This window comes from Prochlorococcus marinus CUG1433, from assembly GCA_017644425.1.
GTDB lineage: Bacteria > Cyanobacteriota > Cyanobacteriia > PCC-6307 > Cyanobiaceae > Prochlorococcus_A > Prochlorococcus_A marinus_U.
Genome location: JAEPLN010000001.1, coordinates 469,452 through 484,752, shown reverse-complemented (window position 1 = coordinate 484,752; position 15,301 = coordinate 469,452). Strand labels below are relative to the sequence as shown.

The following is a 15,301-nucleotide window of genomic DNA, read 5'->3' as shown; positions in this document are numbered from 1 at the left end:
TTGTTCAATTTCTGTTGCAAATAGATAGGACTTTTAATAATTTAAAGTAAAAGTTTAGGAAGTCTTAATTAATTGATTTAAATGAACCCATTGCTAGTAGATGAAGTTATACATTATTTGATTCATCGCTGGGGAAAAAAATATGATTTTAGACTCTTTAGAAGAGGAAAATTCGTGTATTTTCAAATGATGTGGGGATTTCTTGGACAGGAATCATTCCCTTTAAGTGAAGATGAATATAAAAAATCGATAGCTGATAAAATCGAGATTTTAAATAGATGTGGATATTCAGAAGAAGTAAGGGAATGGCTAAAGAAAGTCAATGCTAAGCCAAGGTTAGGTAGAGCTGTCAGTTTGCAATTAGATCTTAATGAGAAGATGAAAGAGTTTTTGACTTAAGATTTTCTGATAAGTAAGTTAATCCAGTACCTACAAAAAATAAAAACACAATCGATATAGATAGCAATGACATAGTCAATGGGTCAGTTGAAGGGGTAATCACTGCAGATAATATTGCAGAGGAAATTACAACTATCTTCCAATTCGAAATCATTTTTTCTGTTGTGATTATTCCTAGAGAACCAAGAATAAATTGTAATACTGGCAATTGAAAAGCTATTGCAGTGCTAGACATTAATAAGAGAACAAAATCAAAATATCTTTCTATAGACCAAGTTGGTTCAACAATATCAGCACCGAAACTAATGAAGAAATTTATTGCTGCAGGGACTAATATCCACCATGAAAAAATTAATCCTAAAAAAAATAGAAGACCTGAACCAAAAACTGCAGGCAAGATAAGGCTTTTTTCTTGTTTTGTTAACCCAGGAGAAATGAATAATATTATTTGATAAAAAATATAAGGCATAGAAACTATCAATCCGCTGTAACCTGCAACTTTAATAGCGACAAATAAAAACTCTCCTGGAGCAAGTTGTAGTAAATGAATATCACCAGCTGGAATTTCTAAAAAAGATATTAATGGCTTTATGATGAGAAAACTAAAGAATATTGAAATAATTATTGAGTAAATTGAGTTTAGTATCCTTTGACGAAGCTCCTCTAAATGATCACTAAAAGTCATCGAATCTGATAATTTTTTTTCACTTTGACCTGAACTTCTCATTATTATTTGATAAAAATTATGTAAGAAAAAGGTTTAACACTACTATTGTCAAAGTCCAATTTATTTTTCAATAAACTTAATTATTTGCTTAATTTAGGATTTGTTGGATCTGGTAATAAGAAAGGAGGGGCATCATTCAAAGATGATTCACCATAAGTTTCATATTCTCTATATCCACCCATTTTCCCATTTGTTTTCATTAAAGCGCTTACGAAGGCAAGTAGTAAGAAAACAGTAGGAGCTCCAATTATTAATGCAGCACCAAATAGATATCCAACAATAAATTCTGGAAAACTATGATTTCCTAAAAATTCATGAGTGCCTAAAAGAAAATCAAACATTTAGATTTAAAATTTTTTTTTTATTATAAACTAAATTACTGTTTTAAGATTTTTTTTAATGTAATCTTCTCCTCTTGTAGGATTTCCCCAAATAATTTCTCCATTTTTAAAGGAAACGCAACCCGGTCCTCCGTTTTTGATTTTTTGCAAATCTTTAATCTTTACTAAATTAATTGGAACTTTAATGTTTCTTTTTGCCTTACTAAATAAAGCAGCTAAATCAGCAGCTATTTGAAGATCTTGTTCAGATGCTACTTGAGATGAAGACTTTAAAACTACATGACTGCCTGGTGATTCCTGTGCATGAAACCATAAATCGCCTTTTTTTGAGAACTTAAAGCTTATTAAATCATTTTGCCTCATATTTCGCCCTACCTGAAGCTTTAATCCTGTGGGAGTGTCAACTTGAATTGGTGAAGACTCTATCTCATATGTATTTTTCTGATCTTCTCTTTGCTTTTTGATATTGATATTAAACTCGTTACAAATTTCTTCCATAATTTCTTCTATTAGTTTGATTCTCATAGAAAGTTTTTCATGATTTAAAGAATTTAAATTTTCTAGAAGCGTAGTGAATTCGTCTAATCTCTCTATATTTGTTTTGTAAATGCTTAATCTTTCTTTTATTAATTCTCTAGATCTCTTTAGTTTTTTTGATTTTTTATATAGTTTTTGTCCCTTTATAATGTCCTGTTTTTTAATTTCATGTGAGGAGAATATAATATCAGCTTTTTCTTTATATATCTCGTAGTTTTCTGATTTTGTCAGAAGATCATTTTGAATATTTAAATTCTTTTTCTCAGTATTTGCCTGCTTAAAAATTATCCCTTCAATTTTCTTTTTCAATAATTCAAGTTTTTTTTGTTTCAGATGATAATCATAATAATTCTCTAAGCTTGTGCATAAATCTGTTTTATTTTCGCAATTAATTTCCTTATCAAAAAACCAAACGCAATAAAAATCTTTGTTGAATGTAGAAAAGTTAAAGTTATTGTTTTTAAACCTATTTATCCAAATCTTCCAATTTTTAAATATCTCCTTTAAGTCTGAGTTGCTAATGAAATCAATATTTTTCCCCATTATTTCTGAATTAACAGTTGAGCTAACAACCTCTAATTGTTTTGTGAGGATAGGGCTTACTCCTTGATAGGTATTTATTAAACAGTATTTCAAAGACTCAGGTACTATTGAAATTGAGTCTTTCCATGATTGAAAAGACTCATCTTCTCTAGGTTGTTTTTTGAGATTGACTGGAGGGCCAGAATAAATTGATCCTGTTGAAATTGTTCTAAAACTAGATTGACTTGATTTAATTTGTTTACCAACGGCAATTATCTTATGTTTATTATCCAGATAAAAAATATTACTATGTTTTCCCATTAATTCAAAAATTAAATACTTATTAATTTCATCTCCAGGTTTTTTCGCAAAACTAAATTTTATAACTCTCTCAAAATCATCTTGATCAATCGAAATTAAAGCCATATACTTTAATCCGTATCTTATTTGTTTAGAAAGTGTGCTTTCTCTCCCTATCTTTTCTGGCTTATTTATCTTTAGTATTCTTGGAGAGTCTCCATTCCATGAAACTTCTAACCATGTTTGAGAATCAACTCCTCTGAAACATAATTGAATTGTATTAGGCTCTGGTTGTTGGGCAGTCTCAAACTTTGTAGGTAAGATATTCTTTGACAAATAATGCAAGACAGATCTAATAGATGTAATATCCATTATCTGTGGAACACCTTTTTGCATTATTCCTTTTTAGTTCACAAGATGTCTATTTTACTGTAAAAAATTTAATATGAAAAATCAAAAAAAACTTATTATCCTTACTGGACCCAGCGGGGTAGGTAAAGGAACAGTTGTTAAAGAAATATTAGGTAAAGAAAAAAACTTTTGGCTTTCAATATCTGCAACTACTAGAGAACCTAGAGAGGGAGAGAAGGACGGAGAAAATTATTATTTCTTAAACCAAGAAAAGTTTAAAGAAATGATTGAACAAAACCTTTTCCTTGAATGGGCTCAATTTGCTGGAAACTTCTATGGAACGCCTTTGTCTTCAGTTAATGAGAAAATAAAAAAGGGATTTACCGTACTACTTGAAATTGAAGTAGAGGGTGCAAGGCAAATAAAAAATAAGTTTCCTAATTCACAGTCAATATTTTTACTTCCTCCTGATAAACAAGAGTTAGAGAGAAGAATAAGAAATAGAGGTACAGAAAAAGAAGAGGCAATTAAAAAAAGACTCTCAAGGGCTAATTATGAGATTTCAGTATCAAATGAATTTGATTTTGCATTAACAAATCACAATGTTGATGAAACAGCAAAAAAAATAATCAAGTTAATAAAAACTTGATTATTTTCTATTTATCAACTCATTGGATGGAATAATAAATCTGGGAAAAACCTATTAAATTCAATAATTATTCCAGCTGTAAGGCTTAGCCAAATTGCTGCTACCACTGGAGCAGACCTGATAAATTTTGTGTTTAGAATTTTGAACATTTGTTTTATGAAAGTTTTTTAAGGATGTTTAGCGAGGACCATTAAGTGTAATGTTGTTATCTTTCTCTCTTAAATCTCCATTTCTACCTTGTTTATTAGCAAGAAGAGGCCATTGGGCTCCTTTTACAAGACATTTTCTGGCTAAATCTAGGTCAATAATGATCTCAAGATCTGCTGGATTCTTGGTCTTTTTTGATTCAATCAGATACTCTCTTCCAGACCAGCCTATAATTCCAGCAATGTAAATGAACAATACTCCGGGGATAAGTAAATCTCCTTCATGACCTCTATTTAAAAGAGCCCCCCATGGCTCAAGAGGAGGTCCAATTATTAAATGTGGAAGACCATCATCTCCGCATGATGCTTTCCCATATCTTTCAAATCTTGAGATGTCTTTTTGAGTAGTTGCAGAATTTGCTCTCTCAATGAATTTAGGATTTTCAGAGCATTTTGTGAGGGCTGAAGCAGTATATTCAGTGCTAGCTCTATCTGCGTTTAACGCAGGCCCATTAGCAGCCAGAGCAATTGGAGTAATTCCTAGGAACAGAAAAACTGAGGTTATGATTGAAAAAAAGAATTTCATAAGTTGCAATCTTTAATTCCTTATAATGTGTTTAAGTAAGAAATTAATATTAAAATAGAACAAGTTGAATCAAAAATGCATAAAGTTTTAGCTATTGAAACAAGTTGTGATGAGACATCTGTCTCAATAGTTTCTAATATTGGCGATAATTTCAGAATACATTCAAATATAATCGCATCTCAAATTGAGGATCATTCAAAATGGGGAGGTGTCGTGCCTGAACTTGCAGCTAGAAAGCACTTAGAGTTATTACCTTTTGTTTTAGATAAGGCTTTAGAAGAATCAAAATTCAAAATTGAGGAAATGGACTATATTGCATCAACTGTAGCTCCTGGATTAGTTGGTTGTTTACGAGTTGGCTCTATAACTGCAAGATCACTTTGCATGTTACATTCAAAGCCATTTTTAGGGATTCATCATTTAGAGGGCCATTTATCTTCAATTCTATTTTCAGAAAACTATCCAAAGAAATCTTTTCTTACATTACTTGTTAGCGGCGGACACACTGAATTGATAAGGGTTGATGATAGAAGGGGAATGCAGAGACTTGGGAAAAGTTTTGATGATGCCGCAGGAGAAGCATTTGATAAAGTTGGAAGACTATTAGGTCTGAGTTATCCTGGAGGACCGGCAATTGAAAAAATTGCTAAAAATGGGGACCCAATGAAATTCAATTTACCAAAATGTAGGATTTCTGATAAAAAAGGTGGATTTCTTAAATATGATTTCTCTTTTAGCGGTCTAAAAACTGCAGTATTAAGATTAGTTGAGAGAATAAATTTGGATGGGAATACCATTCCAATTCCTGATATTGCTGCAAGTTTTGAGAGAGTAGTGGCAGAAGTCTTGGTAGAGAGAACAATAAAATGCGCAGAAGATTACAGCTTGGATGATGTTGTTGTAGTTGGAGGAGTGGCTGCTAACAATACATTAAGAAAAATGATGATTAGTGAAGCAAGTAAAAAATCTATTAAAGTTCATTTAGCTCCCCTCAAACTTTGTACAGATAATGCGGCAATGATTGGAGCGGCAGCGTTGTTCAGGATCAAATTAAAGGATCATTTTAGTTCCCTTAAATTAGGTGTCGCAGGAAGACTATCAATTGAACAAGCAAATACCCTTTATGAAGAAAGCCCTCCTTTTTAACTTCAATGAACAAACAACCTAAAATCGAGATTAAAGAGACAAAAAACTTTGTTGACAAAAAGGAACTGAATTTGTGGAAAAGAGGTTTTACCCCTCAAGCTGAAATATGGAATGGAAGGATGGCAACTGTTGGTATAGGAATTATTTTTATAATTATTGTTTTAATAAGCCAATTTTCTTAATAGAAATAAAATTCATTTGATTTAAAAGTAGTTTTGAAATATTTAATAAAAATTATCCTTGTTCAGCTGATTAATTAAATTAAAAAGTATTGTATTAATTGGACTTCAGATAAGATTGTTGATTTAATCAAAATAATAAATATTTTTACTATATATAATTTTTTATGACGCCTGAAAGGCTTGGATTACTTTGGGGAATAACTGTTTTCGCAGGTGCTTGTGCTCGATTATTTTCTTCTTTAACAGGATTCCCCAGTGTTGTTATTTTATTGCTTTCTGGATTACTTATAGGAAGATCAGGTTTAGGACTTGTTGAGCCTTTAGATCTTGGGCAAGGGCTTGAAACTATTGTAGGGCTTTTAGTCTGTTTGGTTCTATTTGAAGGGGGACTAAATTTAAAACTGCCTGAGGGGAATATAAGAAATACTGTTTTGAAAATTTCATTGGTAAGACTTTTTATTTCATTATCAGCTGGAATTTTTATTTCTCATTGGCTGGCAGGCCTCTCATGGCAAGTTGCAGGAATATATAGTGCTATCGTTCTGGCTACTGGGCCAACAGTTGTCTCTCCATTAGTGGAACAAATAAAATTAGCTTCCCCTCTCTCGGAAGTTTTAAAAGCTGAGGGGTTGTTGCTTGAACCAATTGGTGCAGTACTGGCATTACTGCTTTTAGAACTGACTTTAGGCGACCTCCGTGGGATTAACGATGTATTTGTAGCATTAATGCAAAGATTAGGGGGAGGAGTCTTAATTGGATTAAGTGCAGGATGGTTACTATCAGAAATTCTAAAAAAAATAAAAAATGAAGCCTCATTTGGTATAGAGCTTCAAGTTACACTTGGATTTATTTTCCTTGTGTATGGAATTTGCGAATATTTTCTGCCAGAATCAGGCTTACCGGCTTCTGTCGCAGCAGGTTTTATTGTCGGAAAAAGAGAAGTTATAGATAAGGAGAGATTGGATAATCTAATAGGTGAGTTAGCTCAATTAGCAATTACAGTTCTTTTTCCTCTTTTGGCCGCTGACGTTTCTTGGGGTGAACTAAGTCCCCTTGGCTGGGGAGGGGTTGTTTGTGTTTTCATGTTGATGTTAATTGTTCGTCCTTTTTCTATATGGGTAGCAACAATGGGAAGAGAATTGAACTTAAAAGAAAAAATATTTTTAGCCTGGTTAGCCCCAAGAGGTATTGTTACTGCAGCTGTAGCTTCTCTTTTTTCTATAAGGTTAGAGCAGGCTGGTATCCTTGGGGCTGGCCGTCTTCAAGGTTTAGTTTTTCTTACCATTTTATTGACAGTAGGAATCCAGGGTCTTTCAGCTAAACCTTTGGCAAATAGGCTTGAATTAGAACAAAAAAATAATTTAGATTGATTTAAGACATCTTTCAATTCGAGATCTATCAGTTTTGCTCTCTGAGAAAAGTTCCCAACTTTGAATTAAATCTGGCCCACTGAGAGATCCAAAAAAAGCTACTCTTAATGATTTCATTAATATTCCTTTTTTAACATTATGCGTTTTTGAGATTACATTTATTATGTCTTTGGCTTTTTCTTTATCTAGTTTCATCGTATTTTGCTCATTTAAATAACTTAAGATTAGTTTTAGAGATGCTTTGCTATCTTCTTTTTCCAGAAAATCTTGACCTTCTTTTTGAATTGTTGGTATTAAGAAAAACGGTTTTGATTGATCAATAGCATCTTTTAAAAGAGTGATAGAGTCTCTAAGCAAAATTGCTAATTTATTAGCCCATTCTTGAGATGGCGGCACCCAACCATTATCATCCCAGTATTCCTTCATTATCTCACTTAACTTTATTGATTCCATTTTTTTTATATATTGAGAGTTAATCCAGTTGAGTTTTTCCCAACTGAATTTTGCTCCAGCTTTATTTATGTCTGATAAGTCAAAAATTTCAGATATCTCATCAAGTGAGAGTATTTCTCTGTCTGCAGATTTTGGAGACCAACCTAAAAAGGCCATATAGTTCGATAAGGCCTCAGGTAAATATCCCATATCCCTAAATTCGTCGATTGAAGTAACGCAATCTCTTTTAGATAATTTTTTACCTTCACTATTTAGTATTAGAGGTGTATGCGAAAAAGTCGGCAAATTAAAATTTAATGCTTTATAAATTAATATTTGTTTTGCAGTGTTCGAGATATGGTCTTCACCCCTTACAACATGAGTAATATTCATGAAATTATCATCAACTACAACGGCAAGGTTATACAAAGGATCTCCAATTTCATATCCCTTTGCCCTTCTTGACAAAACTAAATCACCACCTAAATCCTTCCCTAGCCATTTGATTTCGCCTCTTATCTGATCTACCCATTTAATTTCAATTTTTTCATCAATCTTAAATCTTATTACTGAAGTCCTCCCTTGGGAAATGAATGTTTCTATTTCTTCTTTTGAAAGACTTCTGTGTCTATTGTCATGCTTTGGAGGTAATCCTTTCTTTTTTTGTTCTTCTCTTAATTCAGAAATTTCATCTTCTGTTGTAAAGCACCTATATGCAGCTCCATATTCCAATAGCTTTTTGATGTGACTTTTGTGAATCGAAATTCGTTCACTTTGCTTTATAGGTTCTTCATCCCATTTAAGTCCAAGCCATTTCAAGCCCTCTAATATATTTTTTGTATATTCAGATTTAGATCGAAGAAAATCTGTATCTTCTATTCTGATAAGAAATTTTCCGCCTATTTTTTTTGCATACAACCAGTTGAATAATGCTGTTCGCGCTGTCCCAATATGAAATAAACCCGTTGGGCTCGGGGCTAGTCTTAAACGTTTTTCCAAATTTCTTTTAGAAAAAACGGGACCGACGGGATTCGAACCCGCAACTTCCGCCGTGACAGGGCGGTGCTCTAACCAGTTGAACTACGGTCCCAGAGTTTTGTTCTAAATTTATTTAGAACTTCATTCTTAAAATTATCAGATCATAATACTTAATTTATGGTGTTGTAATAAAAAAAATTTATTAATTTGAGCATTTACAGAAATAGTTAGTTTTACGGGTGAGTTAGTATAACAACTATTTATTTTTGAGGTCTAAAACCAGCAGGTTCTATCAACCTAACTTGGTTACCTCTAGCAGTAAATTCTCTGCCTTGGTCACTTTGTACGACAACTCTCCCACCAGACTTAACTCTGATGACTCTTGCACGAACCCATCCTAATGCTGCTGATTCGAGGACTTTAACTACGTCCCCAGGTTGAAGATCTAACTCCATCTTATGAAAAAATGATTTACATAATGTTGATCAAACGCGTCGTGGAGGACTTGAACCCCCGACATCAGGTTTTGGAGACCTGCGTTCTACCAACTGAACTAACGACGCATTTAAATGATTATAAGCGTCTTTGTGACCAATAAGTTGATTAATTTACAACTTTATCGATCAAAGCGTTGTTTTACGCGAGTAGCTTTTCCTACTCTATCTCTGAGATAGAATAACTTAGCTCTTCTTACTTTACCTCTACGTTCAACTTTTAGAGAGGCAACCTGTGGACTATGTAGCATAAATACTCTTTCAACGCCTATACCCTGAAAAATTCTTCTAACTGTAATGGTTTGGTTAATGCCTCCATGCCTTTTTGCTATAACAACGCCTTCATAAGGTTGAATTCTCTCTTTATTACCTTCTGTAATTTTTACTCCAACTTTAACAGTGTCCCCAACATAAATTTCAGGCAATTGCTTTTTTAATTGTCCATTCTCAAATTCCTTAATCAGATTGGATGGACTTAAGGTTGGAGTAGTTTCAGAAACCATGTTTTTTCCTTTTTGTTCAACTGCTACATCAATTGATGTGTCAGCTTTAATAGCGGTTTCTAATTCCTTCTCTTGTTTCTCTTTAGCCATTTTGGTCTTTTTTGTCCTACAAGTTCTATATCTTAACCTTTTGACTCGCCTTTAGTAACCTTTTTGGTAAATGAAATTGTTTTTGAAAACATTTGGAATCCTGTTATGAGCATCCATAAAACTCCGAGGGAATTCAATATTACGTATATAAGTTCTCCATTATCTCCAAGCCATTCGCCCTCATGGATAGACATCAACCAATGAACTTGCTCTCTAGAGTAACCTAATAAATCTTTTGAAACCCTATAAAGAAGCCCAGTAATTGAAGATATAAATAATGGAAGGAAAACCCAAGGTGCCAATGCTTTATGAAATTGCCTAGAATTTTTCATTTTTACTTTAGTTATTGATAGACTTAGATAAATAAAAGTTTTAAGCTTTTTTGAAAATATTTAACTATCCCTATTATTGAATCCAATGATGAAATTTGCAGATCTCTTACCAAAAATAAATAATTCCAAGTCAAATGATCAGGAATCTTTTATTCCAAGGACTCGAGGTATCGAATTTAAGTCGCCAAGAGAAATAAAGTTAATGAAAAATTCAAGTAGAATTGTTGCAACGGTTTTAAGAGAAATAAAAGATTTAATTAAGCCTGGAATGAGTACTCAAGATTTAGATGATTTTGCTGCAAAAAGAATTATGGAAATGGGAGCAGTTCCTTCAGGGGGTTTGGGACCGGGTTTTAAGGGTATATATGGCTTTCCTGCAAGTATTTGTTCGAGTATTAATAATGAGGTAGTTCATGGAATTCCTAGTAAAAAAAAGATTATTCAAAATGGTGATGTTGTGAAAATTGATACTGGAGCCTATTTAGAGAATTATTGGGGGGATAGTTGTATCACAATTTGCGTAGGGGAAGCGAGCGATAAAGCTTTAAAACTTAGTAAGGTTGCAAATGATGCTCTTTATGCTGGTCTTGCCAAGATAAAAGAGGGCATTACGCTTTATGAACTTGCTGGGGCTATTGAAGACGTCGTCAAAAAAAATGGTTTTAGTGTAGTTGAGGATTATACAGGACATGGAGTTGGAAGAAATCTTCATGAGCAACCCTCTGTATTTAATTTTCGAACCAATGAATTGCCTAACGTAGTCCTTCGTAAAGGGATGACCTTAGCTGTCGAACCTATCGTTAATGAAGGCACTAAATTTTGTAAAACATTAAATGATGGCTGGACCGTTGTAACAAAGGATGGAAAATTATCGGCGCAATGGGAACATACAATAGTTGTTTTAACAGATGGAATTGAAATATTGACAGATAGAGATTTTTAGACACTAAGATTTGTAATTATAGATAATTTGGCAATACAAAAAAATAAAAAATTCTTTTAGTGGGAAAAGTAAGTAGCTTATTGGGTTTGGACTAATTATTATTAAATAATTTTTTGAATTTGCTAAATCATAAATTTTTTTAGAAACAAATTTGGGACTCATTATTCCGATAGGATTTAGCTCTGATTTAAAAGGTCCTAATATGATTTTTTTTATTATTAATTTTTTCTTAGTATTTTTATCCAGAAGATTTTTTTTGAAAGAAACTAATTGACCAATAAGGGATTTACTTATCTCATATGAAGGATTAAGGGCGGGTAATATTTCTGCTTCAGATGTATTTATCCAAATCTCTTTTTTTATTAAAGATTCATTATTTCGGGCAATATCTTCAAATAAATTTAAAAATTTGAATTTGCTTAATGCATTTATTTCTATTGAATTTTCATAATTGATGTTTGATCTACTTAAATTGTAAATGCCATGGTTCAAAATTAAAATATCAATCTTTTTAAAATGCTTTTTTAAGGTCGATTCTTTCCCACATTCCCATTTAATCCATTCATTAGGAGATTCAAGATTTACCTCAGAATTAGTTTTACTGTGAGTAAATCCAATCACTTTATATCCTTTCTTTCGAAACAACTTTGTTAGTTCTTTCCCTAGCGCGCCAGAAGCTCCTGTAATTCCAATAGTTTTTTTGTTTTTCGTTGAATTTATCATTTTATTTGGTTTTGGTGAAATACAAGAGAATTAAAATAAATTTGCCTTAAAAAATAATTATTTGTTTATTTGATTAAAGCTTAAAAATAAATATTTGTTTAGTTCTGAAAAAAATATTATCTTGAACCTATCGATAAATAAATTTTCAAATTATGAGTGATATTTTATTAATTGGTTCATGTGAGCCATTTAGTGGTAAATCTGCATTGGTTCTAGGAATAGCAAAAAGACTTTTACAGGAGAAAAAGAAAGTACGCATTGGGAAACCACTAGCCACATGTATCGAACTCACTAATCTTCCTTCAATGTCTTATGAAGGATTAATAGATGATGATGTTAAATTTATTGGATCTACTTTAGATCTCGAAGAGGATAATTTAATTTCTTCAGTGGGGTTATTAGATAATATTTCAGCTGAAAAAAGAATATCTAATAAAGATATACTTCCAGGAAAAGGTTTTGATCAAATTGGAGGGTTGGTCAATGATGATTTTGAAGGGTTAAATATTCTTGAAGCTGCTGGAAGTCTCCATGAGGGGTTGATTTATGGCTTAAGTCTCCCACAATTAGCTGAGAGTTTAGATGCCAAAGTCTTAATTGTGAATTTATGGGAAGACTGTAAAAGCGTGGATGCCTTACTCGATGCGAAAAAACAATTGGGAGATCATTTGGCCGGAGTAGTATTAAATGCAGTTATACCTCAAGAAGTCGAAAAAATCAAAAATGAAATAATACCTTCTCTTAAAGGTATGAATATTGAAGTGTTCGGGGTCATGCCTAAATCACCACTTCTCAGAAGTGTTACTGTCGGAGAGCTTGTAAGAAGATTAGATGCGCAAGTTATTTGTTGCCCTGAAAAGGATCAATTACTTGTTGAAACATTAAGTATTGGTGCAATGGGTGTAAATTCTGCAATTGAGTTTTTCAGAAGAAGACGAAATATGGCTGTAGTAACAGGAGCTGAAAGAACTGATATCCAACTTGCCGCCTTGGAAGCTTCGACACAATGCCTTATTCTTACTGGTTTGGGAGAACCTTTATCACAATTGATTCATAGAGCTGAGGAATTGGAAGTACCAATTTTAAAAGTGGAATTAGACACTCTTGCTTCCGTAGAAATTATTGAACAAGCTTTTGGTCATGTCAGAATACATGAATCTATAAAAGCTTCTTATGCAATTCAATTAGTTCAGGAGCATGTAAATCTAAAAAGAATTCTTGAAAAGATAGATTTTCCCTGCAATTTTCCAGATAAATGCTAATTTCAAATGTAGTAACAATTTTATTTTGAGTCGCTCTTTAGATCTACCAGCTACTGAAGGCGTTGATGCCTTAGCTCAAGAACTCGCAAAACTCCAGGATGATGGGAAAAGGAGGATCGCTTTTCTGGGTAGTAGACATGTCCCAGTTGTCGATATCCACTTGATTGAGTTAATAGCAAGGTCACTAGCAGAAGAAGGTCATAATATTCTTACATCTGGATCACAGGGGGTTAATGCTGCAGTTATTCGTGCTGTTTTAGATATTAATCCATCATTGTTAACTGTTTTATTACCACAAAGCCTTGATAGACAATTACCCGAAATCAAGGATCAACTCGAGAGGGTAATGCATTTGGTTGAAAAAAGTGAAAATGATGAATTACCCTTGCCACTAGCAAGTAGCCTGTGTAATCAAGAAATTATTAATAGGTGTGATCAATTAATATGCTTTGCTTTTCATGATAGTGAAACTCTATTAAATAGTTGTAGATGCGCAGAAGAAATGGGAAAAGTTGTTAGTTTGTTATTTTTTGATTAAATAAATCCAATTACTCTTTTTTTATCAAATTTATGCTATTAATTATCTTGCGTTTAAAAGTTTAAGATGGCAGAAAGTTTTTCATTTGATGTTGTTTCTGAATTCGATAGACAGGAATTGGTTAATACTTTGGATCAAGTAAAAAGAGAAATTTCTCAGAGATATGACCTGAAAGGAACAGATACATCCGTTTCTTTAGATAAAGAAAATATTTTTATAATTACTAATAGTGAATTAACAATAAATTCTATAAATGACATGATTAGACAAAAGGCAACAAAAAGAAACTTATCTTTAAAAATTTTTGATTACGGTGAAATCGAAGTTGTGAGTGGAAATAAAGTAAAGCAGACAATCTTATTAAAACAAGGGATTAAACAAGAAATAGCAAAAAAAATCAGTAAAAATATTAGAGATCAAATAAAAAAAATTAATGTTAGCATCAATGGGGATACTCTAAGAGTGTCGAGCAAAAGCAAAAATGATCTTCAGTTAGCGATTAAACTTGTCAGCGATCTAGAAGAGTCTTTGAACATTCCTTTAAAAGCTAATAACTTTAGATAATATTTTTAAAAATTTAATTAAAAAAAATGACAGATCATCAAAGCTCTCTTATAAGAAAATTGTATCTAAAGGTTAAAAAATATCCTCGCTTTTCAAAAGGAGAAATAGAAAAATTTTGTTGGATGGCAGTGCATGAGCATAAGCATGGTGTTTTGCCTTCTGAATATGATATTAGAGAGATAGATGAGGACCTTTATTTAGAACTTCTGCAAGAATTTAAATCCACTACTTAATAAAATAATTTATAAATGTTCATGGTATTAATTATTAAAAAAATATTTTAATTAAATGCCTTATTAATGCATTAACTAATTTGATTAAATATGATGAATTAAAGGAAATAATTTAATGTCAACATCTTTTAAAAATGTCACACCTACGGGTCCAGGTGGGACCGCAACTCTATTTATAGTATTGTCTTTTACAGGCTTTCTTTTGCTGACACAGTCCTTATTTGTTGTTCCATCTGGACAAGTCGCAGTGGTAACAACACTAGGGAAAGTAAGTGGTCCTTCCAGAAGAGCTGGTTTAAACTTAAAAATTCCATTTATTCAATCTGTTTATCCATTTGACATTAAAACTCAGGTTCAACCTGAAAAATTTGAGACTTTAACCAAGGATCTTCAAGTTATCAGAGCTACGGCAACTGTAAAATACTCGGTTAAGCCTAATGAGGCTGGAAGAATTTTCGCCACTATTGCTAGCAGAAATAGTGATGTTTATCAAAAAATTGTTCAGCCATCCTTGCTCAAAGCTCTTAAATCAGTTTTTTCTCAATATGAATTAGAGACAATTGCTACAGAGTTTGCAGTCATTTCAGAAAAAGTTGGTGATACTGTTGCAAAAGAACTAAATTCCTTTGATTATGTAGATGTTAAAAGTTTGGATCTAACCGGATTAGAGATTGCTGAAGAATATAGAGCTGCTATTGAACAAAAGCAAATAGCGGGTCAGCAATTATTACGTGCAAAAACAGAAGTGGAAATTGCAGAACAGGAAGCTCTTAGATACGAAACATTAAACAAGAGTCTTGACGATCAAGTACTTTTCAAATTATTTCTCGACAAATGGGATGGTAGTACACAGGTCGTTCCAGGCCTCCCCGGCTCTGGAGGCAGTAATCCACCAGTAATAGTAGGAGGTAAAAGATAATTTAATTTAATCAATTTTATTGAAATTATAATCC

At 32.5% G+C, this 15,301-nt stretch carries 21 protein-coding genes and 2 tRNA genes; 11 read left to right on the top strand and 12 right to left on the bottom strand.

Annotation, left to right across the window (positions count from 1 at the left end):
- Positions 1–81 precede the first annotated feature (81 nt).
- A complete protein-coding gene (locus JJ842_02855) occupies positions 82–399 on the top strand; it encodes a DUF3067 family protein (protein ID MBO6970854.1) in 318 nt (105 codons plus the stop codon).
- Here JJ842_02855 and tatC read toward each other — a convergent pair.
- The 3 genes from tatC to JJ842_02840 all read right to left on the bottom strand — a co-directional run bounded on the left by tatC (position 368) and on the right by JJ842_02840 (position 3,198).
- Entirely contained in the window at positions 368–1,126 is a 759-nt protein-coding gene (tatC, locus tag JJ842_02850) for a twin-arginine translocase subunit TatC (protein MBO6970853.1), read from the bottom strand. The genes JJ842_02855 and tatC overlap by 32 nt on opposite strands.
- An 80-nt stretch (positions 1,127–1,206) precedes the next feature.
- On the bottom strand, positions 1,207–1,467 hold the full coding sequence (locus tag JJ842_02845) for a hypothetical protein (protein ID MBO6970852.1): 261 nt from the start codon (positions 1,465–1,467) through the stop codon (positions 1,207–1,209).
- A gap of 30 nt (positions 1,468–1,497) precedes the next feature.
- Complete coding sequence (locus JJ842_02840; protein MBO6970851.1) at positions 1,498–3,198, bottom strand: DUF814 domain-containing protein; 1,701 nt, start codon at positions 3,196–3,198, stop codon at positions 1,498–1,500.
- 73 nt (positions 3,199–3,271) lie between these two features.
- On the opposite strand from JJ842_02840, the gene gmk reads away from it, so the two are divergent.
- A complete protein-coding gene (gene gmk / locus JJ842_02835; GenBank protein ID MBO6970850.1) occupies positions 3,272–3,826 on the top strand; it encodes a guanylate kinase in 555 nt (184 codons plus the stop codon).
- Positions 3,827–3,840: 14 nt separating this feature from the next.
- Here the strand turns inward: gmk and psaJ are convergent, their stop codons facing one another.
- Together psaJ and JJ842_02825 are read right to left on the bottom strand one after the other, a co-directional pair.
- On the bottom strand, positions 3,841–3,975 hold the full coding sequence (gene psaJ / locus JJ842_02830) for a photosystem I reaction center subunit IX (protein ID MBO6970849.1): 135 nt from the start codon (positions 3,973–3,975) through the stop codon (positions 3,841–3,843).
- Positions 3,976–4,003: 28 nt separating this feature from the next.
- Positions 4,004–4,558, bottom strand: coding sequence for a Photosystem I reaction center subunit III (locus tag JJ842_02825; protein ID MBO6970848.1), 555 nt, complete (start codon positions 4,556–4,558; stop codon positions 4,004–4,006).
- A 75-nt stretch (positions 4,559–4,633) separates the two neighbouring features.
- Between JJ842_02825 and tsaD the strand changes: the two genes are divergently transcribed.
- The 3 genes from tsaD to JJ842_02810 all read left to right on the top strand — a co-directional run bounded on the left by tsaD (position 4,634) and on the right by JJ842_02810 (position 7,256).
- Positions 4,634–5,704 carry a tRNA (adenosine(37)-N6)-threonylcarbamoyltransferase complex transferase subunit TsaD gene (tsaD, locus tag JJ842_02820; protein MBO6970847.1) on the top strand — a complete coding sequence of 357 codons (1,071 nt, stop codon included), beginning with the start codon at positions 4,634–4,636 and terminating at the stop codon, positions 5,702–5,704.
- A gap of 5 nt (positions 5,705–5,709) precedes the next feature.
- Entirely contained in the window at positions 5,710–5,886 is a 177-nt protein-coding gene (locus tag JJ842_02815) for a high light inducible protein (GenBank protein MBO6970846.1), read from the top strand.
- A gap of 164 nt (positions 5,887–6,050) precedes the next feature.
- Positions 6,051–7,256 carry a cation:proton antiporter gene (locus tag JJ842_02810; GenBank protein MBO6970845.1) on the top strand — a complete coding sequence of 402 codons (1,206 nt, stop codon included), beginning with the start codon at positions 6,051–6,053 and terminating at the stop codon, positions 7,254–7,256.
- On the opposite strand, the gene JJ842_02805 is transcribed toward JJ842_02810, so the two are convergent.
- The 6 genes from JJ842_02805 to JJ842_02780 form a co-directional block, all read right to left on the bottom strand.
- Positions 7,248–8,687 (bottom strand): glutamate--tRNA ligase, encoded by a 1,440-nt coding sequence (locus JJ842_02805; protein ID MBO6970844.1) that lies wholly within the window; start codon positions 8,685–8,687, stop codon positions 7,248–7,250. The genes JJ842_02810 and JJ842_02805 overlap by 9 nt on opposite strands.
- Before the next feature lie 17 nt (positions 8,688–8,704).
- Positions 8,705–8,778 (bottom strand) — tRNA-Asp (locus JJ842_02800).
- 148 nt (positions 8,779–8,926) lie between these two features.
- Positions 8,927–9,121 carry a hypothetical protein gene (locus JJ842_02795; protein MBO6970843.1) on the bottom strand — a complete coding sequence of 65 codons (195 nt, stop codon included), beginning with the start codon at positions 9,119–9,121 and terminating at the stop codon, positions 8,927–8,929.
- A gap of 35 nt (positions 9,122–9,156) precedes the next feature.
- A tRNA-Trp gene (locus JJ842_02790) sits at positions 9,157–9,229 on the bottom strand.
- Between the two features lie 53 nt (positions 9,230–9,282).
- The gene (rplS, locus tag JJ842_02785) at positions 9,283–9,663 is read right to left on the bottom strand and encodes a 50S ribosomal protein L19 (protein MBO6970842.1); all 381 of its coding nucleotides are present in this window, start codon (positions 9,661–9,663) and stop codon (positions 9,283–9,285) included.
- A gap of 122 nt (positions 9,664–9,785) precedes the next feature.
- On the bottom strand, positions 9,786–10,085 hold the full coding sequence (locus JJ842_02780) for a PepSY domain-containing protein (protein ID MBO6970841.1): 300 nt from the start codon (positions 10,083–10,085) through the stop codon (positions 9,786–9,788).
- Between the two features lie 85 nt (positions 10,086–10,170).
- Between JJ842_02780 and map the strand changes: the two genes are divergently transcribed.
- Positions 10,171–11,028 (top strand): type I methionyl aminopeptidase, encoded by an 858-nt coding sequence (gene map / locus JJ842_02775; GenBank protein ID MBO6970840.1) that lies wholly within the window; start codon positions 10,171–10,173, stop codon positions 11,026–11,028.
- Positions 11,029–11,031: 3 nt separating this feature from the next.
- On the opposite strand, the gene JJ842_02770 is transcribed toward map, so the two are convergent.
- On the bottom strand, positions 11,032–11,751 hold the full coding sequence (locus JJ842_02770; protein ID MBO6970839.1) for an NAD-dependent epimerase/dehydratase family protein: 720 nt from the start codon (positions 11,749–11,751) through the stop codon (positions 11,032–11,034).
- 152 nt (positions 11,752–11,903) lie between these two features.
- Between JJ842_02770 and JJ842_02765 the strand changes: the two genes are divergently transcribed.
- The 5 genes from JJ842_02765 (at position 11,904) to JJ842_02745 (ending at position 15,267) form a co-directional block, all read left to right on the top strand.
- Positions 11,904–13,013, top strand: coding sequence for a phosphotransacetylase family protein (locus JJ842_02765; GenBank protein ID MBO6970838.1), 1,110 nt, complete (start codon positions 11,904–11,906; stop codon positions 13,011–13,013).
- 25 nt (positions 13,014–13,038) lie between these two features.
- The gene (locus JJ842_02760; GenBank protein ID MBO6970837.1) at positions 13,039–13,551 is read left to right on the top strand and encodes a DNA recombination-mediator protein A; all 513 of its coding nucleotides are present in this window, start codon (positions 13,039–13,041) and stop codon (positions 13,549–13,551) included.
- 66 nt (positions 13,552–13,617) lie between these two features.
- Positions 13,618–14,115 (top strand): YajQ family cyclic di-GMP-binding protein, encoded by a 498-nt coding sequence (locus tag JJ842_02755; GenBank protein ID MBO6970836.1) that lies wholly within the window; start codon positions 13,618–13,620, stop codon positions 14,113–14,115.
- Positions 14,116–14,141: 26 nt separating this feature from the next.
- Positions 14,142–14,348: a hypothetical protein gene (locus tag JJ842_02750; GenBank protein ID MBO6970835.1), complete on the top strand. Its 207-nt coding sequence runs from the start codon at positions 14,142–14,144 to the stop codon at positions 14,346–14,348.
- Positions 14,349–14,463: 115 nt separating this feature from the next.
- On the top strand, positions 14,464–15,267 hold the full coding sequence (locus tag JJ842_02745; protein MBO6970834.1) for a prohibitin family protein: 804 nt from the start codon (positions 14,464–14,466) through the stop codon (positions 15,265–15,267).
- Positions 15,268–15,301 lie beyond the last annotated feature (34 nt).